A 26,319-nucleotide genomic window follows, 5' to 3' on the forward strand; every position below is an offset into this window, starting at 1 on the left:
TCAGCGCTTGGTCTTGAAGAGGGCGTTCCAGCGGGCGATGAACGGCTTATATTCCGTCACCATGGCCGGTTCGTAGCCGATACGGACCATATTCTGTTCGCCGCCGATCCGCTCGGCGATCGCGCCATAGGTGAGGAAGGGCACCTCGTTCGCCGCGACGTCCGGCCGATAGGGGGTCATGCCGCCTTGGCCGGCCGCGACCTGCCCTTCATGCGACAGCATATAATCGAGCATGAGCCGCGCCGAATTCGGGCTGCGCGCCGCCTTCGTTACCGCCATGCCGCGCAGCATCATCGGGGTCCCGTCCTTGGGCAGCGACCAGCCGAGGATGCGATCGCGACCCGGATCCTTCATGCGCGGGAAGACGGTGATGCCAGACGTGTAGAAAGCAGCCAGATATTCGCCGCCCATCACCTTGTCGAGCATGGTCGATCCGCCCGATTCCGGGCGGGTGACGGGGCCGAGCTGCTCCATCAGCGACCAGCCGGACGGCTTGCCATGATCCACCACCGACCAGTGAATGGCATAGGCGAAGGAATGGCTCGACGCGTCATAGGTGGTCAGCCTGTTGCGGAACCGGGCCGGATCGGCCTTGGCCATCGCGGCGAGCTGCTTCGCGCTCTCGGGATATTCCGACGGCTTGAACAGCATCTTGTTGTAGATGATGATCATCGGGTCGGTCGCGAGCGTATAGAGGCCCGGGAAGGGGCGGCTCCAATCGGGCAGCTTGCTGCTTTCGGGGCTCACATATTCGGCCTGTTCATGGTTCGTGACGAAACGCTGCCAGGCATCGGGCGCGCCGCTGACGATCAGATCGGCGGTCTTCTTGTTGGCCGAAGTTTCCGAATAATAGCGCTCGAACGCCTCGCCCGGCCCGATATCCAGCGCGGAAACCTTCACCCAGGGATATTTTCTTTTGAATCCGTTCAATATCTCGCGCCAATTATATTCGGCGATGTTGGAATAGACGAGAAGCTCCGGCTCTTTCTTCGAATCCTCGACCAGCTTGGCATAATCGGCCGGATAATAATCAGGATAGAGCGGCCCGGCCTGTTGCTGCGCAGTCGTCACCACATCGCCGGCCGCCTCATTTTCGGACGCGCCGCCGCTGCAGGCAGACAATGTCATTCCGGCTGCGGTAAGCGTGGCTATGGAGACCCAACGGGCAAAAACACTCTTCATGGTTAGCATCTCCCTGTTATCACGTCCGGAGTACGGGCCGCGCCATCTGCAGCCCCCCATCACGCAGTAATCCGACATCGCTCGCGGCGGTAACGAAGGCATAGCCGCGATCGAACAGCGCCGCGGCGTCGTGGCCGGGCAGGGCCGCCCCGCCAAGCGCAATCCCCGCCTCCCGCGTGCGCCGCTCGGCTTCGTCGAGCAACTCGACGAAGGCAGACTCCGTATAACGGCCCATCAATCCGATGCTCGCCGACAGATCGAGCGGACCGATGAAGAACATGTCGACATTGGCGACACGCGCGAGCTCGGGGATCGCCGCGACGCCGGCCGCGGACTCGATCATCGCGATGACGAGCAGTTCCTTGTCGGCATTTGCCGCATAAAGGTCGCCATCCAGCCCCCAGCGCGCGGCACGCGACACGGTGAAGTGCGCGCCGCGCTTGCCGAGCGGCGGATAGAGCGCCGCCGCCACCAGCCGCTCCAGCGTGTCGGCGTCCTCGACATTTGCGGCGACGATGCCGTCCGCGCCGGAATCGAGCGCTTGCTTGACGGGGGCCGCGATATTGTCCCCCAGACGCACCAGCGTCGTGACGGGCGAGGGAGCGATGGCACGGAGCTGATCGACGGCGGTTTCGAGCCCGCCGGGGGAATGTTCATGATCGATCAGCAGCGCATCATAGCCGCAATGCGACAATATTTCCGCGGCGGTCGGGCTGCCCATGAACAGCCAGCAGCCGATCGAGCGCTCGCCTGCCCGCAGGCGCTGCTTGAGGCGGTTTGGCCTAAGCATCGTCCGCCACCATCTGCGGCTTCACCGCAAGCACGCTTTCGAAAAAGACGATAGCGCTATCCGCGAGCGCCTGCCGTTCATGGCGAATGCCCGGGAGCAGATCGACCTGGACGCCCAGCCCGTTTTCGCGGAGACTGGCGGCGAGCGACAGAAGCCGGTCCACCCGGGTGACACCGGCATCATTGGCGCCCTCCATCCAAAGGGGGCTCCCCTCGCTGTGCGTTATCTCGTCCGTGTCGGTATCGGCGTCGCCGACCGCGAGATGAACGGCGACCTTGCGCAGCGCGGCCTTGTCCAGCGGGCGTCCGAAGCGCTGCTCGATATCGCGCACCCCGACCCACCAGTCGCGCGTCTCGTCGAGCAGCGTGGGAGAACCCGGCGAGCAGACGGAAAGTGCATCGAGCCGCTCGGGATGCAGATAGAGAAAGCGGTGGGCGAGATGTGCGCCCCCGGAAAATCCGAACATCGATATCCGCTCGACCGGCACGCCATAGCGCGCGCCGATCTCGTCGAGCATGGCGAGCATCAGATGATCGAACCGGATGCCATTATATTCGACATATTTATAATTATCCCGGTCATATGGATCGATGATCCCCGCGGGAAACAGCGGTGCCATCACGATCAGGCCCAGCCGATCGGCCAGCGGCACGAAAAGATCGCGCATCGCCTGATTGCCCCGCTCGGTGCCATGGATCACGACGAGGATGCGGGCCTCCGCGAGACGCCCCGCATCGGCGAGCGACGGCGGAACATAGAGGCAGTAGGAGAAACGCTGGTCCGCCTGGCACGCGATCGCGGCGGTGCGCCCGATTTCGTACCGCGAGAGCGGGGGATCAGGTTCGTTGCCATTATCGATTGTCATGACGCGTGCGTGCTCCGTGCCGCCGATACTGGGGCCGGCGCACAGCGCGCCGGCCCGTGAACAAGTTGATCAATAATCGATGCCGATCTGGACAAAGGCCGTGCGGCCCAGCGCCTTGCTGTACCGATCATTGCGGTTGAGCATCTGCGACGTCACCGAATAATAATCGTTGTTCAGCAGATTGCTCACGCCGACCGTAAGATCCGCCGGGCCGATCTTGAACTTGGTCGAGGCGTCGACGCGGGTCGTGGATTCCACGCGACCCGTGTAGAAATTGTTGATGGGGCTGCCGGGGAACTTGTTGCGATCGCCCGAATAGGCGAACTGAACGCGCGCCAGCCAATTGTCGGTGATGTCATATTCGATGAAGCCGTTGAGCAGCTCCGGACTGATCCGCCGGCCGGTCATCGGAGTTTCCACCTTGCCGTCCTTATTGGCGTCGCGCTTGCCCTCGGACCAGGAGAAGACCAGCCCCCAACGCGTCGCATCGCCGAACTTGCCGTCGAGCGTCGCCTCGAAGCCCTCGATCCGCTCCTTCTCGCGCAGGATCAGCACTTCCGTCGGATGGAGCGGGTCGATCACGAAGTCGGTGCCGAGTTTCGATGTGTTGATGAAATAAGCGGCAGTCGCCTTGATGCCGCCGATGGTGAGCCGCGTGCCAAGCTCATAATTGTTGACGAGCGCAGCCTTGGGCTTGAGCGTGTCGATCGTCGGGAAGCGCGCATTGCGGAGCGGCAAGCCGATATCGGGTACCGAGAAACCCTGGGAGAAGCCTCCGAAGATCTGGAAACCTTCGCTCGCCTGGATCGTCGCGCCGACATTGATTGGCGTCGCACCGTAGGAAAGCGTGCCGCCCTGCACCTTGAGCCCAGTCAGGCCTGCCACGAACGGATCAACCTTCAGACGGAACTCGTCATGCCGGACGCCGGCGCGCAGGGTGAACCAGTCGGTAAGCGGCAGGTCCGCCTGGACGAACAGCGCATAGTTGGCCTGCTTCAGCGGCGGCGTGAAGGTGCGGCCATCGATCGCGGTCAGCGGCAGCAGCGGCTGCTCGGTGATGTCGCGGCTGATGTCGAAGCCCCAGAGCAACAGGCCACCATCCAGCCCGAACGTGTCGAGCTTGGTGCGGAAATCCGTCTGAATGCCGTATTTCTCTGAGTTGAGGGTCGTCTGGGTGCCGCCGAGCCGCGTCGGCTCGAACGCGAACACCGCATAATTCTTCAGATAATAGACCTGGCTGCGCATCGCGCTGCCGAAGACATCGCTGTTGGTATAGGCGAGATAGGAGACGAAATTGCGGTTGACCTGATCGAGCGCGCGCGGATCCTGCGCGGCCTTCCTCACGCTCGTGGGTGTGCCAAGTGCGATATTGCCGGGCACGAGCACATAATCCGTATCCTGCGCCTGCCGGTAATAATTGGCCATCGCCTCGATGCGCTGCGTGCCGCCGAAGGAATAGCCGACCTTGCCGTAGAAATTATAGATGTCCGAATCCGCGATACCGCCGAACAGATGAGGATCGGGGGGCAGCCGCTTGCCGTCGGCATCGAACTGGCCGTTCACCCGCTCATAGCTGCCGTTGAGGTTGACGTCGAAGCCGCCGATGCCGCCGGCCGCGCTCTGGAAGATATAGGGGCGCGCGCTGTCCTCGAAATGCTCGGTCGAGAAGCTCGTCCCGATCTCGGAGCGGAAGGTCCACGCGTCGCTCGCCGAGCCATTCTTGGTAATATAGTTGATGATGCCCCCGGCGCCGCCCTGCCCATAAAGTGATGATGAGCCGCGGATAACTTCGATTCCCCCCAGTGCCGTGGGCGCGATAAGGCGCACGTCGCGGCCGCCATCGCGCAGCGGATTGGATACCGGAATGCCGTCGATGAAGATGCGGACGGGCCGTCCGCGCAGGCTCTGCTCGACATTCGCCGCCGTGTCATTGCCCTGCGCAAGGCCAGGCACCGAGAAGGAAAGTATCTTGCCAAGGTCGCGGGTGATCGCGAGCTGGCTCTCGATGTTCGCCTCATCAAGGACGCTGACGGAGCCCGGGAAGGTTCGGACGGAATCGGACAGGCGCGTGCCCGTCACGACGATATCGCCCGCCGGTGCACCATCGACCTGCTTGCCGCCCTGCGAGGCGCTGTCCTGCGCAAATGCCGTTGCCGAGACCATGGCAGCAAAGGTCACACCCAGCCTCAAAGCACACCGTAGCTTCATCATGCTTTCCCCCGTTTTTCGTGCCACAACCCCGATTGCCAAAATGGTAGCCAATTTCTTCGATCAATGTAAAGCCAATAATGACAATTCAAATAATGACGCATTTTCAGCTGGTTAGCATAGGTTTGAAATCGGGGTTGAGCCGCCTGAGCTACGCAGTCTATAGAGTGATCCGGATAGGATACTGATATTGGCTAACATCATGGCGACCAAAATCGACTCAGAATCAGATCAGACGCTCGTGTCCCGAATCGAGGCCGATCTGCTGGCGGGGCATTTCCGCCCCGGCGAATGGCTGAAACAGGCGGATGTCGAGGCGAACTACAATGCGAACCGCTTCGACGTTCGCATGGCGCTGCTCGACCTCAAGGCGCGCCAGCTGATCGAGCATATTCCCAATCGCGGCTTCCGGGTGATCAACCTCAGCGAGCGCGAACGCGAGGAGCTGTTCGAGACGCGAAGCATCCTCGAAACCGCGGCGGCGAAGCTTGCTGCCGAGCGTATTTCCGATGAGACGATCGCGGAACTGGAAGCGATCGTCCGCCAGTTCGAAGTACAGATGGAGACCGCCGAACTGGACGAGTTGCGTGCGCTAAACGGCCGCTTCCATGATCTTCTATATCAATCCAGCGGCAATTCACTGCTGGCGGAGGAGATCAAGGCGCTGCGCCAGCGCGGATTGCCCGGCGCCCGGGGCGGCGGGCTGGCTTGGCGCACTATGGCGGGCATCCTTCAAAGCCATGAGGATCATGTGCGGATGATCGCCCTGCTCCGCGCCCGTGACGGCGACGGGCTGGCCGAAGCGATCTGCGGTCATTTGAACATGTGGCGGAAATATCTGCCGAAGCCGTAATAGACTATTTCGGCCTGACCGCGCTCACCCTGACCTTGTCGAAGGGTGCTTCAAGCGCGCACCATCATCGGCCAGTCGAGACGGACTTCCAGCCCCCCCAGATCGGAACGGCCGAGGCTAAGCGTGCCTTCGGTCGCTTCCACCAGATCGCACACGATGGCGAGGCCAAGGCCGTGGCCGGGACCGGCCTCATCCAGACGCCCGCCACGCATCAACGCGGCCTCGGCACGTCCATCGGCGATGCCCGGGCCATCATCGCCGATGATCAGAGATACCGTCGCGGCCGCGTTATCCGTCATCCCCATTATCCTGATCTGGCGACGGGCATAGCGCGCGGCATTTTCGATCAGGGCACCAAGGATTTCGGCTAGATCGTCCGATCGCAGCGGAACGCGCAGCGCCTCGTCAATCGCAACGTCGAAGATGATGGATTCCCCTTGCTCGGTCCGCTCGACGACACCGATCACGCGCTCGGCCATTTCCAGCGGCGATGCCTGGGCATTCGCGCTTGCGCTGCGCGCGGCGGCGGCGCGTGCACGCGCCAGTTCCGCCTCCAGCGCTGCACCAACGGCAGCTATCGCATGATCAAGCCCATCGGCAGCGCTTTCCGCTCCCGCCTCACGCGCGCGCCGGCTTTGCGCGGAAAGCGCCGCAAGCGGCGTCTTGAGGCTGTGGGCAAGATCGGCAGCACGTTTGCGGGCGCGGGCCAGATCGGCCTCGCGCGCATCCGCGAGCGCATTGATGGCGGTCGTCAGCGGCTCGATTTCGCGCGGGTAGCTCTGCGTCAGCCGCGCCTGGGCGCTGCGCCGCAGCCGATCCATCTCGGTTCGTATCCGTGCCAGGGGCCGCAGCCCCAGACGCACCTGCATATAGGCGGCGATCAGCAGAACCAGCCAGAGCAGGAGCAGCGACATGGCAAGTTCGCGTTCGAATTCGGCATTGGCCGTACGCAACTCCTCATCGTTCGTCGCGACCTGGACGAGCACCATCGGCCCGCCGCGATCGGGCCGCACGCTGCGTTCGACGAGCAGGATTCGCTTCCCGAACGGGCCCTCCGCCCTGCGTATCTGCCATTCAGTCGCGCTGGCACGAGGCGGTGGCGCAAGCGATTGATCCCAAAGCGATTCGGAATGCGCCGCGCCTCGCGTGGTCGAAATCTGCCAATAGCGGCCGCTGGCCAATTGGGTGAATCGCGGATCGACGGGCGCCGCATCGGCCCAGGGCGTGCCGTCCGGCGCCGTTCCCAGACCGGAAACAAGGATACGGGCATCGCGGATCAGTGCGGCGGCCTCGCGCTGCTCGATATGGCGTTCGAACAACCAGATCATGCCCAGCCAGGCGATCGCCAGCGCGACGAAGATCGCCCCCGCCGCTGCGGCCAGCAGCCGGGAACGAAGCGAATAGGCGATCACGATGTCGCGTCAGCCAGCGTATAGCCAAAGCCGCGCCGCGTTTCGACGATATCGGGGCCGATCTTGCGGCGCAGCCTGACGACCAGCGCCTCGATGGCATTGCTATCGTTCCCGTCGGCCGCGCCATAAAGATGTTCGGCGATCTCGACCGCAGAGACCACCCTGCCCGGCTGATGGCCGAGAAAATCGAGGAAGCGGAACTCGAGCGGCGACAGCCTGATCGGATGGCCGTCGATGGTGGCGGTCATCCGGCTGGTGTCGAGCCGGAGCTTGCCGACCGTCAGCACGGCAGACACCCGCCCCGCCGCGCGACGCACAAGGCCGCGAACGCGCGCGATCAGCTCGCCCATGGCGAAGGGCTTGGCAAGATAATCGTCCGCGCCGGCCTCTATCCCCTCAACCTTTTCCGTCCACTCGCCGCGCGCAGTGAGGATCAGGACCGGGAAGCTACGGCCTTCCGCGCGCCAGCGCTTGAGCACGGTCAGCCCGTCGAGCCGCGGCAGCCCGAGATCGAGTATCGCCACGGCATAATCCTCGACGCCGCCCTTGAACCAGGCCTCGTTGCCCTCGGACGTGAGGTCGACGACGAAACCGGCAGCAGTGAGCGCAGTGGCAAGATCGGAACCGACGTCGGGATCATCCTCAACGACCAATGCCCGCATCAGTCATCCTCGATTTCAATGAGCGCGCCAGTGCGTGCATTGAGTGAAACCTCGCGCACTCTCCCGTTGGGCGTCAATATCTTCACTTCATATTTCAAGCCCCAACGCTCCTGCTCGATCTCGACCTTGACCACCTCACCGGGCACGCGCGCCTGAGCGAGCGACAGGATCCGGGGCAAGGGCAATACCTCCCCGCGCGCCACGGCGGCGCGGATGGCGGCCTGTTCGCGCGCCTTCCGTTCGGCACTTGCCCGATTTTTCGGATCACCTTCGGCGCTGGCCGCCGATCCCGCGGCTCCGTCTGGCTTCTGGATGGCAACGCCGCCCGTGGCGACGGCAAGGCCGAGCGCGGCCACAGCAAGGACTATGGATCGTCTGGCGGGAATGATGCGGACATATGTCATTGGCAGGCTTCTGCCACAACATGGCTGACGTTGCGCTGACGGCCGATGATGGCCGCCTGTAAGCCAGGCCTTTCCAGAAGCGCCCCGTTTTCAACAGGCAGGGGCCAGCATATGAAATATCGAAAGAGCGGAACGGCGATCGCCGTCATGGCCTGCTTCTGGTCCGCTTCCGCGCTGGCGCAGCAGAACGCACCGTCGCCGGTGACGCGCTATTCACCGGACTTCTTCGCCAGGTCGCAGCCTTATTCCGCGCTCGACATGGTGGCGCTGCTGCCAGGCTTTTCCCTGGACAGCGGCAATGCCGATATACGCGGCTATGCCGGTTCGGCAGGCAATGTGCTGATCGATGGAGCTCGCCCGGCGAGCAAGCAGGAGAGCCTCGAGGAGATATTGCGCCGCATTCCGGCCAATGCCGTCGAGCGGATCGAGCTCATTCGTGGCAGTGTGCCGGGGATCGACATGCAGGGACGAGCGGTGATCGCCAACATCGTCCGCGTGAAGGCGGCCATGGCGCGGGGCCGCATGGAGGCCGGAGCCTATATCTTCCGCTCGGGCCTGCTCTCCCCGCGCATCGCGGCCGAAGCATCGCACCGTTCCGGTGACCGGCTGATCGAGGCGTCCATCGCCTATTACCGCGAATATGACGACCAGCATGGGCCGGGCTCGCGCGATCGCCTCGCCCCCGACGGCACCGTGCTGCGCGATGCCGACTATCGGCAGGACGAGGGCGACAAGGCCATCGAAGCCACCGGCAATTATGAGGACAGGCTGTGGGGCGGCAAATTGCGGCTGAACGGCTCCTTCAGCCGCAGCCGCACATTTGCCGATATCGAGCAGCTGACCCGCGCACCCGTCGCCGCGCGCGAACTGATTTTCGAGCGCGCCCGCAAGACGGCGAAGGAATTCGGGCTCCAATATGCGCGGGACATGGGCGCACGCACCGGGATGGAACTGGTCGCGCTCCATCGCGCCGGCACCGGGCATGCAAGGACCAGCGCCTTCGAGGGGCGTGGCAGCGATGTTACACGCACCGATACCGACGCGCCGGAAACCATCGTCCGCGCCGTGCTGCGCCGCCGCGGGGCGCTGGTCTCGCTCGAAGGCGGGCTGGAGGGGGCGCTCAACATTCTCGACAGCTATAATCGCCTCGAGGAAGATGGCGTCGCCGTCCCGCTCCCGGCCGCCCATGTCCGCATCGAGGAACGGCGCGTCGAACCCTTCGTCACCAGCAGCTGGCAATTCTCCCCATCGCTGTCGCTCGAAGCGGGGCTGCGCTTCGAAAGCTCGACCCTGATCCAGAGGGGCGATTCCTCGCTCCGAAAGTCATTGGCCTTCGCCAAGCCCCGGCTCCTGGCGAGCTGGTCGCCGGGCGCGAACGACCAGATCCGCCTGCTCTTCGAACGCGAGGTGGGCCAGCTCGACTTCGCCAATTTCGTGACATCGTCCTCGCTTGCCACCGGCACGGTCACCGCCGGCAACCCCGATCTGGAACCGGATCGGACCTGGCGGCACGAAGTTGCCCTCGAGCATCGCTTCTGGACGAGCGGATCGCTGCTGCTGACCGTGCGACGGGAGCGGATCGACAATCTCGTCGATCGGCTGCCGGTGGTCGCCTCCTCCACCATTTTCGATGCGGTCGGCAATATCGGCCGCGGCGCCCGGCTCGAACTGGCCGCCGACCTCAGCCTGCCGCTCGATCGGATGGGTCTGCCGGGCATGTTGATCAAGGCGAACGTCACCTGCCGCCGCAGCCATGTGATCGATCCGGCAACGGGAGAAAGGCGGCATATCTCCGATGATGCGCCATTGGAGGGAGAGCTGCATTTCACGCACGATCTTCCGCGCTGGCGCGCACGCTGGGGCGTGGATGTCGTCCTGCCGACCGCCGAGCGGGAGTTTCGCTTCAACGAGATCCGTACCGACCGGATCGGGACGCAAGCCGGCATCTTCGCCGAATATCGGCCCGATCCGGTGTGGAACGTCCGTATCTTCGCCAGGAATTTGATCGACAGCAGCAATTCGCGCGAGCGGATCGTCTTCGGCGGCCTGCGGGGAACGACCGGCAGGGCCTATGTCGAAACCCGCCTGCTGGGCGTGGGCCCCTATGTCGGTTTCACGGTGCAGCGCTCCTTCGGGAAATAAGCGGATGGCTGGCGCCGGAAGCTGACAATTCGCTGACGGCCGGCGTCAGAAGGACGACAGCGGGCCTGACTAGAAAGGCCTCCTGCGTCGGGGCGCCAAGCTCGATGACGCGGGTGGCTTCGGTTTCCGCCTCGCCGATCGAGCAGGCGCCGGATCGAACCCCAACCAAAATTCGGCAGCCATTCGGCTCGTGAGACAAAGGGGGCCAAGTCTTGAAAAATGCGTTTGACGATCGACAGCTGATAGGTGGTCGAAATCCGAAGCGGCTCCGCTTCGCCCCGATCGTCGCGCTTGCGCTGTCGACATATATCCTTCCCTCGGCCGCCTCCGCACAGGCGGCACCCTCGGCGGACGACATGGCCGAACTGCGGCAACAACTGGCGGCCCTGCGGGCCGAGCAACAGCAATCCGCCAGCCGGATCGCGGAGCTCGAGGCCGCGCTCAAACGTGCCGCGCCTCCGCCTGCCGCCACCCCCGTCACGCCGACATTCACCACCGGATCGGCGTCGTCGCGACTGCAGCTCTCGGGCGACATGCGGCTGCGCTACGAATCCAATTTCGGCGACAGGGATGCGCGCAACCGCGATCGCGGCGTGCTGCGCGCGCGCTTGCGCGGCACCTATGCGGTCAACAGCTGGCTCACGGTCGGAGGGCAGATCGCCACGGGCGATCCCGATGATCCCAACAGCACCGACATGACCCTGTCCAATTTCGACGACGATCTGCAGGTCAGCCTCGATCAGGCTTATCTGCGCGCCACATTCGGCAATCTGCAGATCCATGGCGGCAAGATGCCCCAGCCTTTCGTTCGGACCGACCTGGTGTGGGACGGCGATGTCAGTCCGCAAGGCGTGAGCGCCGCTTACAGGCTGCCCCTGGCCGGCGGCGGATCGATCAAGGCGACGGGCCTCTACTTCCTTGTCGACGAGTCGGTCGCCGGGCCGAACAGCGACATGGTCGGCGGGCAGCTCAGCCTGGAGACCTCGCCGGCTGCGCCCTGGCGTCTCGAACTTGCGGCCGGCTATTATGATTATTCGCTGCGCAGCCTGGGCGGCGGCGATGCCGGCGATTTCCGCAGCAACCTTGTCGCAAACGGGCGCTACCTCTCCGACTTCGATCTCCTGGACGTGATCGGAGCCGTCACCTGGCAGGGCCTGGGAGAGAAATGGCCGGTGCGACTGACGGGCGACTATGTCAGGAATTTCGGGGCCGCCACTTCACAGGACAGCGGCTATGGCGTGGACCTGCTCGTCGGGCGTGCAAGCCGTCTCGGCGACTGGCGCTTCGGCTATGGCTATGCGTCGACGGAAACCGACGCAGTATTCGCCGCCTTCTCGCAGGACAACACCAACCTAGCCACCAACTATGTTCAGCACATGCTGAGCGTCGATTATGTGCCTGCGGCCAACATCGTGCTCAATGCGACCTATGCACGTTACAAGCCGAAGAGCGCGATCAACGCCGGATCGAACGATCCCAAGGATTGGCTCGATCGGCTCCGGCTGAACTTCCTCGTCAACTTCTAGCAGCCCGGAAGTCCGATAGCCGGACGAGCGGCCCGGCTATCGGACTCAGGATTGCCGATGCGATCAGTCGCGCGCGGCGATGACGATGATCTCGACCTTATAGTCGGGCGTCGCGAGCTTCGCCTCGCCGGTGGCGCGAGCGGGGGCATCCTTGCCGTCGATCCAGGCATCCCACACGGCGTTCATCTCGGCGAAGTCGGCCATGTCGGCGAGCCAGATCGTCGCGGAGATGAGCTTCGACTTGTCGCTGCCGGCTTCGGCCAGGAGCCGCTCGATCGAGGCGAGGATCTCCTTGGTCTGGACCGTCACGCTCTCGCCCGGTGCCCCGACCTGGCCGGCGAGATAGACGGTGTTGCCGTGGATCACGGCCTGGCTCATGCGGGGGCCGGATTCGATGCGCGTCAGGGTCATTGAAAGCCTTTCTGTTGGCGTGGAATGAATGGAGTCAGGCGGCGTAACGGGCGATAGCGAGATCGGATGTCTCGATCGCGGGCGCCTTGCCGCTCATCAGATCGGCAATGACCTGCCCCGAGCCGCAAGCCATCGTCCAGCCCAAAGTGCCGTGGCCGGTGTTGAGGAAGAGGTTGGGAATGCCCGTCGCGCCGATCACCGGCGTGCCATCCGGCGTCATCGGCCTCAGGCCCGACCAGAAGCTCGCCGCCGCAAGATCGCCCGCGCCCGGAAACAGGCTGCCGACGGAAAATTCGAGCGTGCGGCGGCGGCGTTCGGGAAGGTCGTTGGTATAGCCCGAAATCTCGGCCATGCCGCCGACGCGGATACGGTCGCCGAGCCGGGTGATCGCGATCTTGTAGCTTTCGTCCATCAGCGTCGATTCGGGCGCGCGGGACGCATCGACGATCGGGACGGTGATCGAATAGCCCTTCACCGGATAGACGGGCAGATCGATCCCCAGCGGCCGCGCCAACCCTGCCGAATGGCTGCCCAGCGCCAGCAGATAGGCGTCCGCGACGATGTCGCCGCGGCTGGTCTTGACCGAAGCGATGCGGCCGCCGGACCGGCGCAAGCCTTCGATCTTCGTCTCGTAGCGGAAGGTGACGCCGCTGGCGGCGGCGAGCGCTGCGAGCTCGGTCGTGAACTTGAAACAGTCACCGGTCTCGTCATTGGGCAGGCGCAGTCCGCCGACGATCGTATCGCGGACGCCGGCCAGCCCCGGCTCGACCGCGACGCAGCCGTCGCGATCGAGTATCTCGAACGGCACGCCGCCGGCACGCAGCACCTCGACATCCTTGGCAATGCCGTCGAGCTGCTTCTGCGTGCGGAAGAGCTGCAGCGTGCCCTGCATGCGCTGGTCATATTGGATGCCGGTGGCCGCGCGCAGGTCGATCAGCCGGTCGCGGCTATATTCGGCCAGCCGGACCATCCGGCCCTTGTTGACCGCATAGCGCGCCGCCGTGCAGTTGCGCAGCATCGCGAACAGCCAGCCGAGCATCTCGCGATCGACGGCCGGGCGAAGGATCAGCGGCGCATGCTCCATCATGAGCCAGCGTATCGCCTTTTGCGGAATGCCCGGCGCCGCCCAGGGCGAGGAGTAACCGGGCGAAACCTCGCCGGCATTGGCGAAGCTGGTCTCCAGCCCGGATGCTTTCTGGCGATCGACGACGACGACCTCATGGCCTGCCTGCGCCAGATAATAAGCCGAAGTGACGCCGATCACGCCGCTGCCGAGCACTGCGATCTTCATGGGTTCAATCCACCGCGTTGGAAAGGTCGCCCGGCACGCCGTCCGAATAGATGCGGCTGTAGCGCGAACCGAGGCTGGTCAATATTTCATAGGGGATGGTGCCGGCATCCGCCGCCACCTGCTCGAGCGTCTGATGCGGCCCGATCAGCTCGACTTCGTCGCCGGGGCCGAGCGCGCCTTCGGCAAGCGCCGTGACGTCGAGCGTGATGCTGTCCATCGACACACGGCCGGCGATCGGCAGGCGCACGCCTCCGAAAAAGGCAGCGCCACGATTGCTGAGGTGACGCGGCCAGCCATCGGCATAGCCGACGCCGATCGTCGCGATCCGCGCGGGCTCGCTTTTATTGAAGGTAAGGCCATAGCCGACGCCCGTGCCCGCCGGAATCGCGCGGACCTGGATGATGCGCGCGTCGAGCCGTACGACCGGCCGCATCGGGTTCGGCCCTTCTCCATTGGGCGCGGCCCCGTAGAGCGAGACGCCCGCGCGGACGAGATCATGGTGGAATGCGGCCGGCAGGAAGGCGCCGCCCGAATTGGCGAAGGACAGCAGCGCAGGCGGCAGCAACGCGGCCAGCGCGTGGAAACGACGGAGCTGCTCCGCATTGGCGGCATTGCCCGGCTCGTCGGCGCAGGCGAGATGGCTCATGACGAGGCGGAGCGGCACCTGCTCGAAAAACGCCTTGTCCTCGGCAAGGGCGGCGACCTCCTCGGGCTGGAGGCCGAGGCGGGACATGCCGCTGTCGACCTGCAGCACGGCGGGAAGGGCGTGCCCGATCTCGCGCGCCATGGCAGCCCAGCGCCGCGCCTGATCGAGCGAGTTGAGCACGGGAAGGATGCCCAGCGTCGCGCAGCGGCGCTCGGCGCCCGGCTGAAGGCCGTTCAACACATAAAGCGCCGCATCGGCTGGCAGATGGGGACGAAGCGCGATCGCTTCGGCCAGATGGGCGACAAAGAAGTCGCGGCAGCCCATCTCGGCAAGCGCCGGTGCGACCCGCGTCGCGCCAAGTCCATAGGCATCCGCCTTGACCACGGCGGCCGTGCGCGCCGGCGCCACACGCGCGGCGATGAGGCTGTAATTCGCCGTCAGCGCCGCCAGATCGATCGTCAGACGCGCGCCGGCAAAGGGATCGGCAATATGGTCATGCGGAGCCATGCAAATGTCCCGAGCTGGATCTGGGCTCCATCATATCCGAAGAATGATCGAATTTTCTGCGGGATACTCGTCAGATCGACGATAAAACCATAAAAAGCGATATGATATTCGAACTTTATGAAAGAATCCGATGTCGACCCTCGACACGATAGATCGCAACATCATCCGCCTGCTCCGGCTGAACGGCCGCTTGCCCAACAGCGATCTCGCCGCCGAGGTAGGACTATCCGCCTCGGCCTGCCTGCGCCGGGTCAAGCTGCTCGAACAAAGCGGCGTCATCCGCGGCTATACCGCGCTGATCGCCGCGCCGGCGGAAGAGGAAGCGGTTATCGCGATCGTCCGGATCACGCTCGAAAAGCAGACCGAGGATTATCTCAACCGTTTCGAATCCGCCGTGCGCAAGCATCCCGAGATACAGGAATGCTATCTGATGACGGGCGATGCGGATTATGTCCTGCGCGCCTCCGCGCCGAGCGCTGCGGCCTATGAAGCCATTCACAAGGAAATATTGTCGCGCCTGCCGGGCGTCGCGCGCATTCATTCCAGCTTCGCGATACGCAGCGTGCTCGTCCCCAGGCCGCGCGCCGGCAGACATGCCGGGAGCTAGGCTGGAGCCTCCACCCTATCGCGGCATATCTTCCGCCGGCGGTCACGCGGCCCGTCCACCGCGCCCCCGAAACCAGGCCACCAGCCACAAGAGGATGATCGCGCCGATCGTCGAGACGACAAGGCTGCCGATCCACCCGGCGAAAGCGATGCCGAGCAGCCGCGCAAGAAACCCGCCAACAAGCGCGCCACCGATGCCGACGACCAGATTCATCAACAGCCCATGATCGCGCTTCATCACTTTTTCGGCGATGTAGCCGGCAAAGATTCCGATGATGATAGCGCCGAAGAAACCGACCTCGTTCATGGCAGCCTCCCGTTCAGACATTCCGTTCCCGCCTGGCCTTCCGGCGGCGACCGACCAGCGAAAGATGCCATGAATTGACGCAATCGGAAAGCGACAGTCGGCGCCTGTCACCAGACAGGATGGCTTAACTCCTTATCTTACATAGTTTATTTACAGCCATCTAATCGTTTCAAATAGAGCTTGCCGATGGTTGCATGGGCTGGCCTGACGGAGGCGCCACGCGGCGCACCCATCACAAGGAGAAAGAAATCATGTCGCTTCTGAACCTCCTGACCCAGTCGGGCGGCGCTTCCGCCATCAGCCAGATCGGCGCGCGCGTCGGGCTCAGCCCCGAACAGACGCAAAGCGCGATGGCAGCGCTGCTTCCGGCGCTTGCCGGCGGGCTGAAGCAGCAGGCACAGCGCGGTGAACTGCCCAGCGCGCCCGCCACATCCCCCGATCAGAGCGCGAGCGACGCTTCGGTCGCCCAAGGCAATAATATATTGGGACAGATATTCGGATCGAAGGATGTCAGCCGATCGGTCGCGGCCGATGCCGCGGCGAAGACCGGGATCGACGTCGGCCAATTGAAGGCGCTGCTGCCGATGCTGGCGACGCTCGCCGCCGGCACGGTCGCAGCAAAGGCCGGAAGCAGCGCGGGCGGGCTGGAAGGCATAGTCGCCATGCTCGACAGCGATCGCGACGGCAATCCGCTCGACGACATCATGGGAATGGCCGGCAAGCTGTTCGGGCGCTGACGGGCTCCTTATCGCGGCCGCGTCAGGCGGCGTCACCTTCATGCCGGGCGACGGCGTCCGCAAGCTGGTCACGTACCCAATTCTGCGCGGCGACGGCCTCGCTCGATCGGTGCCAGATCATCGAGAAGGGCACGGGCGGCAGATCGAGCGGCAACGCATGGATTTCGAGCGGGAAGAGCCGCGCCGCATGGTTCGCCAATGCCACGGGCAGGGTCAGCACCATATCGCCATGCGTCACCAGCTCGGCCGCGACCAGATAGCTCGGGACGGAAATCGCGATATCGCGCCGCAATCCGTGCGACAGCAGCGCCTGGTTGATATGGCTGTTGATCCCGCCGACGATCTCCAAATGGCTGGCGGACATATAGCGATCGACCGTCCGGCGGCTCGCAGCGCCGGCCCATAGGCCGCGCCGCGTCACGCACACAAGCTCGCTGCGAAAAAGCAGGAGGGTGCGGAAGGCGGCATGGAGCCCGTCGCGCGGAACGTCGAAGGCGAGATCGATCCGCCCTTCCTCAAGATGGCCATATGCCCGCTCGACATTGCTCGACAGGCTGAACTGGATGTTGGGCGCGCGTGCCGCGATCGCAGCGATCGGCCGCGCCAGGATCGCGGCGATCGCGCCATCGGTCGCGCACAGCCGGACGGCGGCGGAAACGGTAGCGGGATCGAACGGCGTCGAGCTCAACAGCGCGCTGACGCCGGCCAGTATCTCGTCAATTTCGCGGATCAGGCCCAAAGCGCGGCTGGTGGGCAGCATGCGGCTTCCGGAACGCACCAGCAGCGGATCGGCGAACAGCTCGCGCAGCCGGTTGAGCGCATGGCTGACGGCGGGCTGGGTCATGTGCAGCCGATTGGCGGTCTGGGTCACATGCCGTTCCTCGAGCAGTACCTGCAGGACCACGAGCAGGTTCAGATCGACCGACCGTAAATTAACCGGCTGCATGATCTTCATCCGTATGATTCATTTCCCAATGGTTGAATTTTACCACAACTTCCTCTCGACCAGCCTCGCTGCGCTGCGGCAAGGTTTGCAAGAGGGGGGAGCGCAAGCCATGATCCATCGGAATCCTATGTTGCACCAGTTCAAGCCGGGCGTCAGGGGCATATTGCTTGGCGCCCTTGCCTGTGCCGCGTTTCCGACCATTGCCTTGGCGCAGGCCTCCGCCGATCCTGCGCCGCCGGCCGATGCTGCGGACGCGAATGCAGCACAGGCCGGGGTGGAGGACATCACCGTCACCGCCCGCCGCCGCGAGGAGAGCCTGCAGGATACGCCCGTTTCGATCACGGCCTTTTCCGCCGCCGCGCTCGATCGCGCGCAGGTCAATACCGTGTCGGATATTTCGCGCTTCACGCCCAATCTGGTGCTGAACCAGTCTGCCGCCATTTCGGGCAACAGCTCGGCCACCACCATCTTCATCCGCGGCATCGGCCAATATGATTTCAGCCCGACGACCGAACCGGCCGTGGGCCTCTATGTCGACGGCGTCTATGTCGCCCGCTCGGTCGGCAGCCTGCTCGACGTCGCCGATGTCGAGCGTGTCGAGGTGCTGCGCGGGCCGCAGGGCACGCTGTTCGGCCGCAACACGATCGGCGGCGCGGTCAACATCGTCTCGAAGCGGCCCGGCGACGAATTTGGCGGCTATGTCGACATGCGCGTCGGCAGCTACGACCGGATCGATGCCAAGGTCGCCCTCGATATCCCGCTGTCCGATCGGGTGAAGACGCGCCTGTCGCTCGCCACGCGCAACCGCGACGGCTATGTCCGGCGCATCTTCGACGGCGTGCGCAACGGCGACGAGGATAGCTGGTCGGGCCGTTTCGACATTTTGGCCGACGTGACCGACAGCCTCACCGCGCGGCTGATCGTCGATGGCACCCGCCGGCGCGAGAATATGGCGGGCAACGAGCTTACCGCCGTCTTCCCCGCATCGGGCTTCGTCACGGCGCACAACATGCAGGTGGCGGGCCCGCAATGCGCGCCCAATCCCGGGCCGCTCACCAATCCCAATTGCTATAATGCGCAATGGATATCCGATCGCGAATATCGCGATTTCGGCACGTTCGAATCCCGCTCGGACCTCGACCTGTGGGGCGTGAACCTCACGCTCGAACAGCAGGCGGGTGCGGTGAGCTTCAAGTCGGTGACGGCCTATCGCGACCTCGATTCGATTTCCTTCCGCGACGGCGATCATTCGCCCGTGCGCATCTTCGAGACGGTCGACGATTTCGATCAGTGGCAGTTCAGCCAGGAATTGCAGGCGCTGGGCAAGGCATTCGACGACCGACTGAACTGGGTCGTCGGCGCTTATTATTTCAAGGAGAAGGGCGGCGATGCCAATGACGTGCTGACGTCGCGCATCGAATTCCGCTCGGGCGGGCGGATCGACAATGAGTCCATCGCCGGCTTCGCCCAGGGCACGTTCGATATCACGGATCGGCTCTCGGCGACGGCGGGCCTGCGCTACACGCACGATCGCAAGCGCTTCACGCCCGATCAATTTGTCACCAAATCGGGCCTGCTGCCCTTCCCCGTCGGCTTCCGGCTCGCGCCGCACCAGCAATATTCGAGCAGCTACGACGATTTCAACCCGATGGCGGACCTTAGCTACAAATGGACGCCGGAGATCATGACCTATCTGCGCTTCGCGGAAGGCTTCAAGAGCGGTGGCTATTCCTTCCGCTTCTTCCCGCCGGTCCAGACGGTGCCGGCCTATGATCCCGAATATGCGCGCGTCTATGAGGCGGGATTCAAATCGACGCTGCTGGGCGGCCTCGCCCGGGTGAACGGCGCGATATTCCGGACGGATTATTCCAATCTCCAGGTGAGCGGCATCCCGCAGGGCAGCGTCGGCCAGGTCACCGTCAATGGCGGCAAGGCGCGCATCCAGGGCGGCGAACTGGAGATGGAAGCGCGCCCCGTCCCGCCGCTCCGGATGCAGTTCGGCCTGGGCTATCTCGACACCGAATATCGCAGCGTCACGCCGGGCCTCGGCATCACGGACATCTCGCTCGATTCCAAGCTGCCTTACGCCCCCGCCTGGTCGCTCAGCGGCTCGGCCTCCTATGAGATCGCGACCGGGATCGGCAGCTTCACACCCCAGATCGACTGGAGCTATCGCTCCAAAACCTATGGCAATGCCGCCAATAATCCCGAAGCCACCCAGTCCAAATATCATGTCGTGAACGGCAGCCTGACCTTCCTCGACCAAAGCGAAGTCTGGGAAGTGGCGCTGGGCGTGACCAATATTTTCGACAAACGCTATTTCACGACGGGCTATGCCAATCGTAGCGTGGGCTATGCGGAGGCGCTGTTCGCCCGGCCGCGCGAATGGTCGCTTCGCGTGAAGCGCACATTCTGAACAGGGACTGCCACCGGGTCGGGCCGGCGGCGATCTTCGCATGAACGGCGCGCCCGGGCGGCCGGGCTGCCCTTGAAAGAGCGCGGGGGATGATGATGACCGAGCATAGGATCGTTGAGCGCCCATCCTCCTCCCGCAAGGGATGGTATGTCGTCGGCCTGTGCATGGTCGCCTATATCTTCTCCTTCATAGACCGGCAGATATTGTCGCTGCTGATCGCGCCGATCCAGGCCGATCTGAATATCCGCGATACCGAATTCGCCCTGCTCCACGGCCTTGCTTTCTCGATCTTCTACGCCACTGCCGGCCTGCCGATCGCGGGGCTGGCGGATCGCATGTCGCGCCCCTTCATCATCTCGGTGGGGATAGCGGTGTGGAGCGCGGCGACGATGCTGTGCGGGCTGGCGGGCAGCTTCCTCCATCTGTTCGCCGCGCGCGTCGGCGTGGGCGCGGGCGAGGCGGCACTGTCGCCCGCCACCTATTCGCTGATCAGCGATCTGTTCCCGCGCGAAAGGCTCGGCCGCGCGATCGCGGTCTATTCGCTGGGCTCCTTCGCCGGCGCGGGCATCGCCTTCATCGTGGGAAGCAGCGTCATTGCCGCAGTCGGGGCGAGCGATGCCTGGGCGATCGGTGGGCTCATGCTCAAGCCATGGCAGCTCACCTTCCTGCTGGTTGGCCTGCCCGGTCTGTTCCTGGCGCTGATCGTTGCCGCCACCGTCCGCGATCCGCGGCGGGCGGCACTCGGGGCGAGCAGCCTTGCCGACGCACCGCCCTTCAGCGCGGTCCTCCGCACGCTCTGGCAGCATCGCGCGATCTTCGGGCCGCACATGCTCGGCTATTCGCTGGCGGCGATGAGCCTGTTCACCCTGCTCGGCTGGTCGCCGGCCTTCCTGATGCGCGGCTTCGCCATGGCGCCGCAGCAAGCCGGCTATGTGCTCGGCGCGATCGCCGTCGTGGCGGGCGGCGGGGGCGTGCTCGCCAGCGGCACGCTGATGGACTGGCTGGCCGCGCGCGGACGCAGCGACGCGCCCTTCCTGACGGGCGTGATCGGCGCGATCGGCGTGGTGCCGGCGATCATCCTGATGGCATCGACCGATAGCGCCGCCAGCGCCGCCGTCTTTCTCGGCGTGGCGCTGTTCTTCGCCTCCTTCCCCATGCCGCCGTCGAGCGCGCTGATGCAGATCGTACCACCCCGGCCGATGCGCTCGCGCGTCTCCGCCATCTTCCTGTTCTGCAATTCGCTGGGCGGGCTCACCATCGGCTCGGTGCTGGTCGGCGCACTCAACGACCATATTTTCGGGCCCCGCAATATGGGCCTGTCGCTTGCCATCGTCATCGGCGGGGCGGCGGCACTGGCGGCGATCATCCTGTCGCGCGGGATGCGGCCCTTCCGGCAGTTCATGGCCGCCACGGCCTGAATCCGGCTATCGCGCCGTAGCAAGACCGCGCGCCTGCCCGACGATCGCCCGCGCCGCCGGCATGGCGAAGCCCATCCTGTCGGCCAGCGCGAACAGCGCATCGGCGATCGCCCCCAGCTCGAGCGGCGCGCCGCGCCGGAAATCCTGCAGCATCGACGTCTCGAACGGCCCGGCGGCGCGGCCCCGCTCGACCATCGCATCGAGCGACATCGATGGCCGCACGCCATAAAGCCCGGCCAGCGCCTCCGCTTCCCGCAGCACGGCGCGCACGCTTTCAAGCAGGTCGGGACGATGGAACAGCGCATGGAGCGTGGCGCCGCTCATGACCGACAGCGGATTGGTCGCGAGATTGAGCGCCATCTTGGTCCAGAGATCGGCGCGGATCGCGGTGCTGATGCTCGTGCCGATCCCGGCATCCGAAAGCGTCGCGGCAAGATCGGCGATCACCAGATCGCGCTGTCCGTCCGGCCGGCCCAGAATCAGCCTCGGCGCACCGATTATGTCCACGGCTCCGTCCGCCTGCATTTGCGCGGTGATATAGACGACGCATCCGGCAATGTTCCCGGCCGGCAGCAGCCGCATCAGCACCCCGCCTGGATCGACCGTCTCGACGCTGCTGCCATCGAAACGGCCGCCCTCTTTCTGGAAATACCACCAGGGAAGGCCGTTCACGGCGGGCACCACGATCGTGCCCGGCCCGATCATCGGCATCAGCCGGGGCAGAAATTCGGGCAATGCCTGCGCCTTCACCGCGACGAAAAGCACATCCTGCACGCCCAGATCGGCGGGTTCGCCCAGCAGCGGCCTTGCATGAATAGTGCGCGTTCCGCTCCGCACGGCGAGGCCCGTCGCGGCAAGCTGCGCCCGGCGCGCGCCACGCGCGACGACATGCACAGCATGGCCCGCCTCCATCAGCAGGCCCGTGATCGCTCCCCCGATCGCGCCCACCCCCGCAACGCAGATGCGTCTGGGCCGCCGGCTTGTCACGCTTCGTTCCAAGACGCTCCCCCCGTCTCCACGCCGCCGGAACCGACCCGGCGCGGACCGATCGACAGCGCCCGTTCATTCTGATTAGAACAGATGAATAGTCAAGTTTGTTACGGACGCGTAGGCGGCCGACGATCGGAGGGAGGATGATATGAGCAATAGGGAAGGCGCCGCCGAACGGATCGATTTCGCTGCATGGCAGTTCGTGGCCGCCCGCGCCGCGGCAGAGGGGTTCAATGCCTTTCCCGGCGATGTTCCGACCGATCTCTCCACCGCTTATGCCATTCAGCAGGCAGCGACGCGGCTATGGCCCGATACGGTTGGCGGCTGGAAGGTAGGCCGCATTCCGGCTGCGTTGGAGGCCGACCTCGGCGCTGAGCGCTTCGCCGGCCCGATCTTCGCGCGCACGATCGTCGAAGGCGATGCGGCATCTCCGGCCGATTTCCCCGTGCATCGCGGCGGCTTCGGCGCCGTCGAGGCGGAAATCGTCTTGCGGCTGGGCCACACCCCGCCGCCGCAGAAGCAATGGACCGCCGGGGAGGCCGCCGCCCTGATCGGCAGTGTCCATATCGCGATCGAGGTCGCCGGCAGCCCGCTTGCGACGATCATGCAGCTCGGCCCCACCGCATCGATCGCTGCCTTCGGCAATAATAGCGGGCTGATCCTGGGGCCGGCGATCTCCGATTGGGCCGGGCTCGGGCCCATCACCTGCGCGACGATGATCGACGACGATCAGGTCGGCAATATTATCGTGGACGATCTAACTGGGCCAATGGCGGCGCTCGCCTTCGCGCTCGAGCAGGCGCATCGCCTAGGCTCTCCCCTCCGCGAAGGCGATCTCGTCTCGACCGGCGCGCTGACGGGCGTGCATCCGATCGACATCGGCCAGCATGCACTTGCCGATTTCGGCGCGCTCGGCTCCATTTCCTGTCGGGCAGTCCCGGCCCGGCCGCTCGCTGCCTGAAACAGCCGGTGACGGACGCCCTTCAGGCGGAGGCCTCCGCCGCCGCAAGATGGTGATAGGCGCGATTGAAGTAGATCAGGCCTTCGATTTCCGCATGCAGCCGGATGTCCTCCACTTCGGCGAAGAAGACGCTGTGGCTGCCGACCTCGCTGACCGAGGCGATGCGGCAGTCGAGCGCGACCGAGGCGTCGGCGAGCACGGGCGCGCCCGTCTCGAGCCGGGTCCAGTCTGCCTCGGGCCCAAACCGTTCGGCCATGTCGGCGGCGCCGGCGAAGCGCGCGGAGAGCGGCGCGTGCCGGCCGGCGAGCACATTGACGCACAGCACGCCATTGGCCTTGAGCAGGACGTTCGCGCGCGAGGCGCGGTTGACGCAGACGAGCAGCGTCGGCGGCGTATCGGTCACGCTGCACACGGCCGAGGCAGTGATGCCATGGCGTCCCGCCGGTCCATCCGTCGTGACGAGGTTCACCGCCGCGCCCAGGCGCGCCATGGCCGTGCGGAAGTCGGCGCTTTCGATCATGATCCGTCCTCAGCGCATGAACAGGCCGCCATTCACGTCCCAGGTCGCGCCCGTCACGAAACCGGCCTCGGCTGCTGCGAGGCGGACGACGAGATCGGCGACGAAGGCCGGATCGCCGAGCGCGCCTACGGGAATGCCGGCAACAAGCTGCGGCAGGCGCTCCTCCGGCACGATCGCGCGCACCGACGGCAGGTCGAGCGGGCCCGGCGCGATCGCGTTGACGGTGATGCCGAACGGCGCCAGATCGCGCGCGAACACCTTGGTCAAGGTCAGGATCCCACCCTTGGACGCGGCATAATGCGCGCCCGTCGCGGTGCCGCCATTCTGCCCGGCAAGCGAGGCGATGTTGACGATCCGGCCATAGCCGCGCGCCTTGAAATGGCGCCCGAAGACCTGGCTGCCGAGAAAGGTGCCGCGCAGATTGACCGCGATCACCGCGTCGAACTCCTCCGCGCCGATCTCCAGCACCGGCGTCGCGCGCGTCACCACCGCATTGTTGACGAGGATCTCGACCGTGCCCCAGCGCGCGCGCATCGCATCGCGCACCGCTGTGAACGCCGCCTCCTCGCGCACGTCGAGGCGGAAGCCCATGGCGGTGTCGCCCGAGGCGTCGAGCGCGTCCGCCAGCGCCTGCGCGGCCTCCCCGTCAATGTCGCCAATGGCGACGCGATGGCCGGCGGCATGGAGCGCGCGCGCGATCGCTGCCCCCAGCCCCTTGGCGCCGCCGGTGACGAGCGCTGCGTGCGCGCTCACAGCAGATAGCCGATGCCGTGGAGCGCATCGTCCGAATTGATCAGCCGGATCACCTTGCGGTCGAGCGCCAGCCCGCCATTGGCGCGGACGATGCGGTAGTTCAGGTCGGCGGCGAGCAGGCGCGTCGTCTCATATTTATATTCGACCAGCAGCATCGCCGCGTCGAGCTCGATCGCGCCCGCCTCCGCAGCCGTCTCGACGAAGCGCGAGACGGTGCGCACCGTGCGCGCGGGCGGCGCCGACGACATGGAAAAGCCGCTCTTCAGCCGCTTGACCCGCGCCTCGCGCATCGCCTGATCGTCATAGGCGACGTTGAGCGTGCCGGCATAGTCGGTCGTGCCGCGGTCGATCGGGATGACATAGCGCCCCGCCGCGCTCCACAGCGCCAGCCAGGGCGCATAGGCGCAGCGGTCGAGCATCTCCGCCTCGCGCCAGATGAAGGCGATCGCCTCGTGCAGATCGATCGCGGCGCCGTCGGTCTCCAGGCTCATGCCGTCATCATCCTTTTCCACATCGCATAGGCCGCGCGCATGCCCGTCTCGGCGCTGACGTCGCCGACATTGTCGCCGGCGCCATGGCCCGTCAGCGGATCGGTGCCGCGATTGACCAGGATCCACAGATCCTCGCCCGCCGCCGCGCCGCGCTGCACGCGCTCCCAGCCCTCGGCATCATCGGGGCTGCCAAAGCCCATCGGCCCCTGGAAATGCTCGTGCAGCCTCAGCCGCATGCGGTTGCCCGCCTCGGGTCCGCCATCCATGGCGAGCGCGATATGGCTGATCTCCGTCTCAGTGACCGAGACCGGACGCAGCACGCGGAAGAAAGCCATCGAGCAGGCGACATTGGGAAAGAGGTTGAGGTTGAAGCCGGTGCCGCCAACCGCGCGGACGATGCGGCGCACCTGCTCGTCCGAATGGCCTTCCGCGGCAAGCTCGTCAGCCAGCGCCTGGAAGCGCTCGGGGATCGGCGCGTCGAGATTTTCCTCCAGATCGACCAGATCGGGGATCATCACCATCACGCTATGGCCATTGCCGAGATCCTCGATCCAGCCGCCCTGCCCCAGCACGTCGAACAGCTCCTCGGTCTCGTCGTCGAGCGAGGTGAGGAAGCTCTTGTGGACGATCGGGAAATGATAGGCGTCGGTGGTGTTCTCGAGCTGGATCTTCCAATTGCCGCGAAAGCGGAACCGATGCTCGCCGGCGGCCTTCACGCCAAAGCCCGCGCCCTGCTTCATGAACAGGTCGATCCACTTCTTCGCCGGGCCGAGATAGTCGGCCAAAGGCTCCACATCCGGATTGAAGGTGGCGAAGATCAGGCCATTATATTCCTCGGTCCGGAGCGCCACGAGCGGATAGTCGGCCTTGTCGAAATCCTGCGCATAGCCCGCCGCATGCGGCACCGCGCGCAGCCGCCCGTCCACATCATAACTCCAGCCATGATAGGGGCAGACGAACACGCTCGCCTTGCCCTTCTTCTGCTCGCACACGCTCGCCGCGCGGTGGCGGCAGCGGTTGAGCAGCACATGCACCTGGCCCGCCCGGTCGCGCGTCACGATCACCGGCTGGCGGCCGACATGCGCCGTCTTGAAGCTGTTCTTGCCCGGCAGCTCGCTCGCATGCGCGACCCACACCCAGGTCTTGGTGAAGATCCGCTCCATCTCCGCCTCGAACAGGGCAGGATCGCGGTACAGCGACGTATGGACCCGGTCCTCGCGCACCAGCGAACCATAATCCGGCACAGACGCCGCATCGCTAGGCAATGTCCCCATC

Annotated in this window: 25 protein-coding genes; 8 read left to right on the forward strand and 17 right to left on the reverse strand. The window is 65.1% G+C overall.

Translation table 11 applies throughout. The features are described from left to right. From CLG96_RS03680 to CLG96_RS03695, 4 genes are all read right to left on the reverse strand, one after another. Complete coding sequence (locus CLG96_RS03680; RefSeq protein ID WP_165799517.1) at positions 1–1,182, reverse strand: ABC transporter substrate-binding protein; 1,182 nt, start codon at positions 1,180–1,182, stop codon at positions 1–3. Positions 1,183–1,201: 19 nt separating this feature from the next. Then, a complete protein-coding gene (locus CLG96_RS03685; protein ID WP_107966463.1) occupies positions 1,202–1,972 on the reverse strand; it encodes an HpcH/HpaI aldolase family protein in 771 nt (256 codons plus the stop codon). Then, positions 1,965–2,837: an alpha/beta hydrolase gene (locus CLG96_RS03690; protein ID WP_107966464.1), complete on the reverse strand. Its 873-nt coding sequence runs from the start codon at positions 2,835–2,837 to the stop codon at positions 1,965–1,967. The genes CLG96_RS03685 and CLG96_RS03690 overlap by 8 nt, the downstream gene beginning before the upstream one ends. Positions 2,838–2,906: 69 nt before the next feature. Next, complete coding sequence (locus tag CLG96_RS03695; RefSeq protein WP_107966465.1) at positions 2,907–5,048, reverse strand: TonB-dependent receptor; 2,142 nt, start codon at positions 5,046–5,048, stop codon at positions 2,907–2,909. Between the two features lie 238 nt (positions 5,049–5,286). Here CLG96_RS03695 and CLG96_RS03700 point away from each other — a divergent pair, with 238 nt between their 5' ends. Continuing rightward, positions 5,287–5,898 carry a GntR family transcriptional regulator gene (locus tag CLG96_RS03700; protein ID WP_165799518.1) on the forward strand — a complete coding sequence of 204 codons (612 nt, stop codon included), beginning with the start codon at positions 5,287–5,289 and terminating at the stop codon, positions 5,896–5,898. A gap of 50 nt (positions 5,899–5,948) precedes the next feature. On the opposite strand, the gene CLG96_RS03705 is transcribed toward CLG96_RS03700, so the two are convergent. Genes CLG96_RS03705 through CLG96_RS03715 form a run of 3 tightly spaced genes read right to left on the reverse strand, consistent with a single transcriptional unit; the run spans position 5,949 to position 8,328 of the window. Further along, positions 5,949–7,310, reverse strand: coding sequence for a sensor histidine kinase (locus CLG96_RS03705; protein WP_243395588.1), 1,362 nt, complete (start codon positions 7,308–7,310; stop codon positions 5,949–5,951). Continuing rightward, positions 7,307–7,972, reverse strand: coding sequence for a response regulator transcription factor (locus CLG96_RS03710; RefSeq protein WP_107966467.1), 666 nt, complete (start codon positions 7,970–7,972; stop codon positions 7,307–7,309). The genes CLG96_RS03705 and CLG96_RS03710 overlap by 4 nt, the downstream gene beginning before the upstream one ends. Further along, complete coding sequence (locus CLG96_RS03715) at positions 7,972–8,328, reverse strand: PepSY domain-containing protein (protein ID WP_165799519.1); 357 nt, start codon at positions 8,326–8,328, stop codon at positions 7,972–7,974. The genes CLG96_RS03710 and CLG96_RS03715 overlap by 1 nt, the downstream gene beginning before the upstream one ends. A 159-nt stretch (positions 8,329–8,487) precedes the next feature. On the opposite strand from CLG96_RS03715, the gene CLG96_RS03720 reads away from it, so the two are divergent. Together CLG96_RS03720 and CLG96_RS03725 are read left to right on the forward strand one after the other, a co-directional pair. After that, a complete protein-coding gene (locus CLG96_RS03720; protein WP_165799520.1) occupies positions 8,488–10,518 on the forward strand; it encodes a TonB-dependent receptor plug domain-containing protein in 2,031 nt (676 codons plus the stop codon). A 212-nt stretch (positions 10,519–10,730) separates the two neighbouring features. Then, positions 10,731–12,044, forward strand: a complete 1,314-nt coding sequence (locus CLG96_RS03725) for a putative porin (RefSeq protein WP_107966470.1) — start codon at positions 10,731–10,733, stop codon at positions 12,042–12,044. 63 nt (positions 12,045–12,107) lie between these two features. Here CLG96_RS03725 and CLG96_RS03730 read toward each other — a convergent pair whose 3' ends face one another. Genes CLG96_RS03730 through alr form a run of 3 tightly spaced genes read right to left on the reverse strand, consistent with a single transcriptional unit; the run spans position 12,108 to position 14,899 of the window. Beyond that, entirely contained in the window at positions 12,108–12,455 is a 348-nt protein-coding gene (locus CLG96_RS03730; protein WP_107966471.1) for a RidA family protein, read from the reverse strand. Positions 12,456–12,489: 34 nt separating this feature from the next. Continuing rightward, positions 12,490–13,746, reverse strand: coding sequence for a D-amino acid dehydrogenase (locus CLG96_RS03735; protein ID WP_107966472.1), 1,257 nt, complete (start codon positions 13,744–13,746; stop codon positions 12,490–12,492). 4 nt (positions 13,747–13,750) lie between these two features. Further along, positions 13,751–14,899 (reverse strand): alanine racemase, encoded by a 1,149-nt coding sequence (alr, locus tag CLG96_RS03740; RefSeq protein WP_107966473.1) that lies wholly within the window; start codon positions 14,897–14,899, stop codon positions 13,751–13,753. 130 nt (positions 14,900–15,029) lie between these two features. Here alr and CLG96_RS03745 point away from each other — a divergent pair, with 130 nt between their 5' ends. Then, complete coding sequence (locus tag CLG96_RS03745; protein WP_107966474.1) at positions 15,030–15,506, forward strand: Lrp/AsnC family transcriptional regulator; 477 nt, start codon at positions 15,030–15,032, stop codon at positions 15,504–15,506. Between the two features lie 42 nt (positions 15,507–15,548). Here the strand turns inward: CLG96_RS03745 and CLG96_RS03750 are convergent, their stop codons facing one another. After that, positions 15,549–15,923 carry a GlsB/YeaQ/YmgE family stress response membrane protein gene (locus CLG96_RS03750; protein WP_243395589.1) on the reverse strand — a complete coding sequence of 125 codons (375 nt, stop codon included), beginning with the start codon at positions 15,921–15,923 and terminating at the stop codon, positions 15,549–15,551. Positions 15,924–16,063: 140 nt separating this feature from the next. On the opposite strand from CLG96_RS03750, the gene CLG96_RS03755 reads away from it, so the two are divergent. Continuing rightward, the gene (locus CLG96_RS03755; RefSeq protein WP_165799521.1) at positions 16,064–16,549 is read left to right on the forward strand and encodes a DUF937 domain-containing protein; all 486 of its coding nucleotides are present in this window, start codon (positions 16,064–16,066) and stop codon (positions 16,547–16,549) included. A 22-nt stretch (positions 16,550–16,571) separates the two neighbouring features. Here CLG96_RS03755 and CLG96_RS03760 read toward each other — a convergent pair whose 3' ends face one another. Then, positions 16,572–17,495, reverse strand: a complete 924-nt coding sequence (locus tag CLG96_RS03760) for a LysR family transcriptional regulator (RefSeq protein WP_165799522.1) — start codon at positions 17,493–17,495, stop codon at positions 16,572–16,574. Between the two features lie 109 nt (positions 17,496–17,604). Here CLG96_RS03760 and CLG96_RS03765 point away from each other — a divergent pair, with 109 nt between their 5' ends. Beyond that, complete coding sequence (locus CLG96_RS03765) at positions 17,605–19,911, forward strand: TonB-dependent receptor (protein WP_243395590.1); 2,307 nt, start codon at positions 17,605–17,607, stop codon at positions 19,909–19,911. 89 nt (positions 19,912–20,000) lie between these two features. Beyond that, positions 20,001–21,329 (forward strand): spinster family MFS transporter, encoded by a 1,329-nt coding sequence (locus CLG96_RS03770; protein ID WP_243395591.1) that lies wholly within the window; start codon positions 20,001–20,003, stop codon positions 21,327–21,329. A gap of 6 nt (positions 21,330–21,335) precedes the next feature. Here CLG96_RS03770 and CLG96_RS03775 read toward each other — a convergent pair whose 3' ends face one another. Further along, a complete protein-coding gene (locus CLG96_RS03775; protein WP_165799523.1) occupies positions 21,336–22,316 on the reverse strand; it encodes a ketopantoate reductase family protein in 981 nt (326 codons plus the stop codon). A gap of 151 nt (positions 22,317–22,467) precedes the next feature. On the opposite strand from CLG96_RS03775, the gene CLG96_RS03780 reads away from it, so the two are divergent. Then, the gene (locus CLG96_RS03780; RefSeq protein ID WP_107966480.1) at positions 22,468–23,280 is read left to right on the forward strand and encodes a 2-keto-4-pentenoate hydratase; all 813 of its coding nucleotides are present in this window, start codon (positions 22,468–22,470) and stop codon (positions 23,278–23,280) included. A 22-nt stretch (positions 23,281–23,302) separates the two neighbouring features. Here CLG96_RS03780 and CLG96_RS03785 read toward each other — a convergent pair whose 3' ends face one another. From CLG96_RS03785 to CLG96_RS03800, 4 genes are read right to left on the reverse strand one after another with little or no spacing between them, the layout of a single operon-like run. Further along, positions 23,303–23,800 carry a flavin reductase gene (locus tag CLG96_RS03785; protein ID WP_107966481.1) on the reverse strand — a complete coding sequence of 166 codons (498 nt, stop codon included), beginning with the start codon at positions 23,798–23,800 and terminating at the stop codon, positions 23,303–23,305. A 9-nt stretch (positions 23,801–23,809) separates the two neighbouring features. Beyond that, the gene (locus tag CLG96_RS03790) at positions 23,810–24,553 is read right to left on the reverse strand and encodes an SDR family NAD(P)-dependent oxidoreductase (RefSeq protein WP_107966482.1); all 744 of its coding nucleotides are present in this window, start codon (positions 24,551–24,553) and stop codon (positions 23,810–23,812) included. Next, entirely contained in the window at positions 24,550–25,044 is a 495-nt protein-coding gene (locus CLG96_RS03795; RefSeq protein WP_107966483.1) for an aromatic-ring-hydroxylating dioxygenase subunit beta, read from the reverse strand. Before CLG96_RS03795 ends, CLG96_RS03790 begins: the two co-directional genes overlap by 4 nt. Continuing rightward, the gene (locus tag CLG96_RS03800; protein ID WP_107966484.1) at positions 25,041–26,318 is read right to left on the reverse strand and encodes an aromatic ring-hydroxylating oxygenase subunit alpha; all 1,278 of its coding nucleotides are present in this window, start codon (positions 26,316–26,318) and stop codon (positions 25,041–25,043) included. Before CLG96_RS03800 ends, CLG96_RS03795 begins: the two co-directional genes overlap by 4 nt. Position 26,319 lies beyond the last annotated feature (1 nt).

The sequence above is a fragment of the Sphingomonas oleivorans genome, assembly GCF_003050615.1.
GTDB classification, from domain to species: Bacteria; Pseudomonadota; Alphaproteobacteria; order Sphingomonadales; family Sphingomonadaceae; genus Sphingomonas_H; species Sphingomonas_H oleivorans.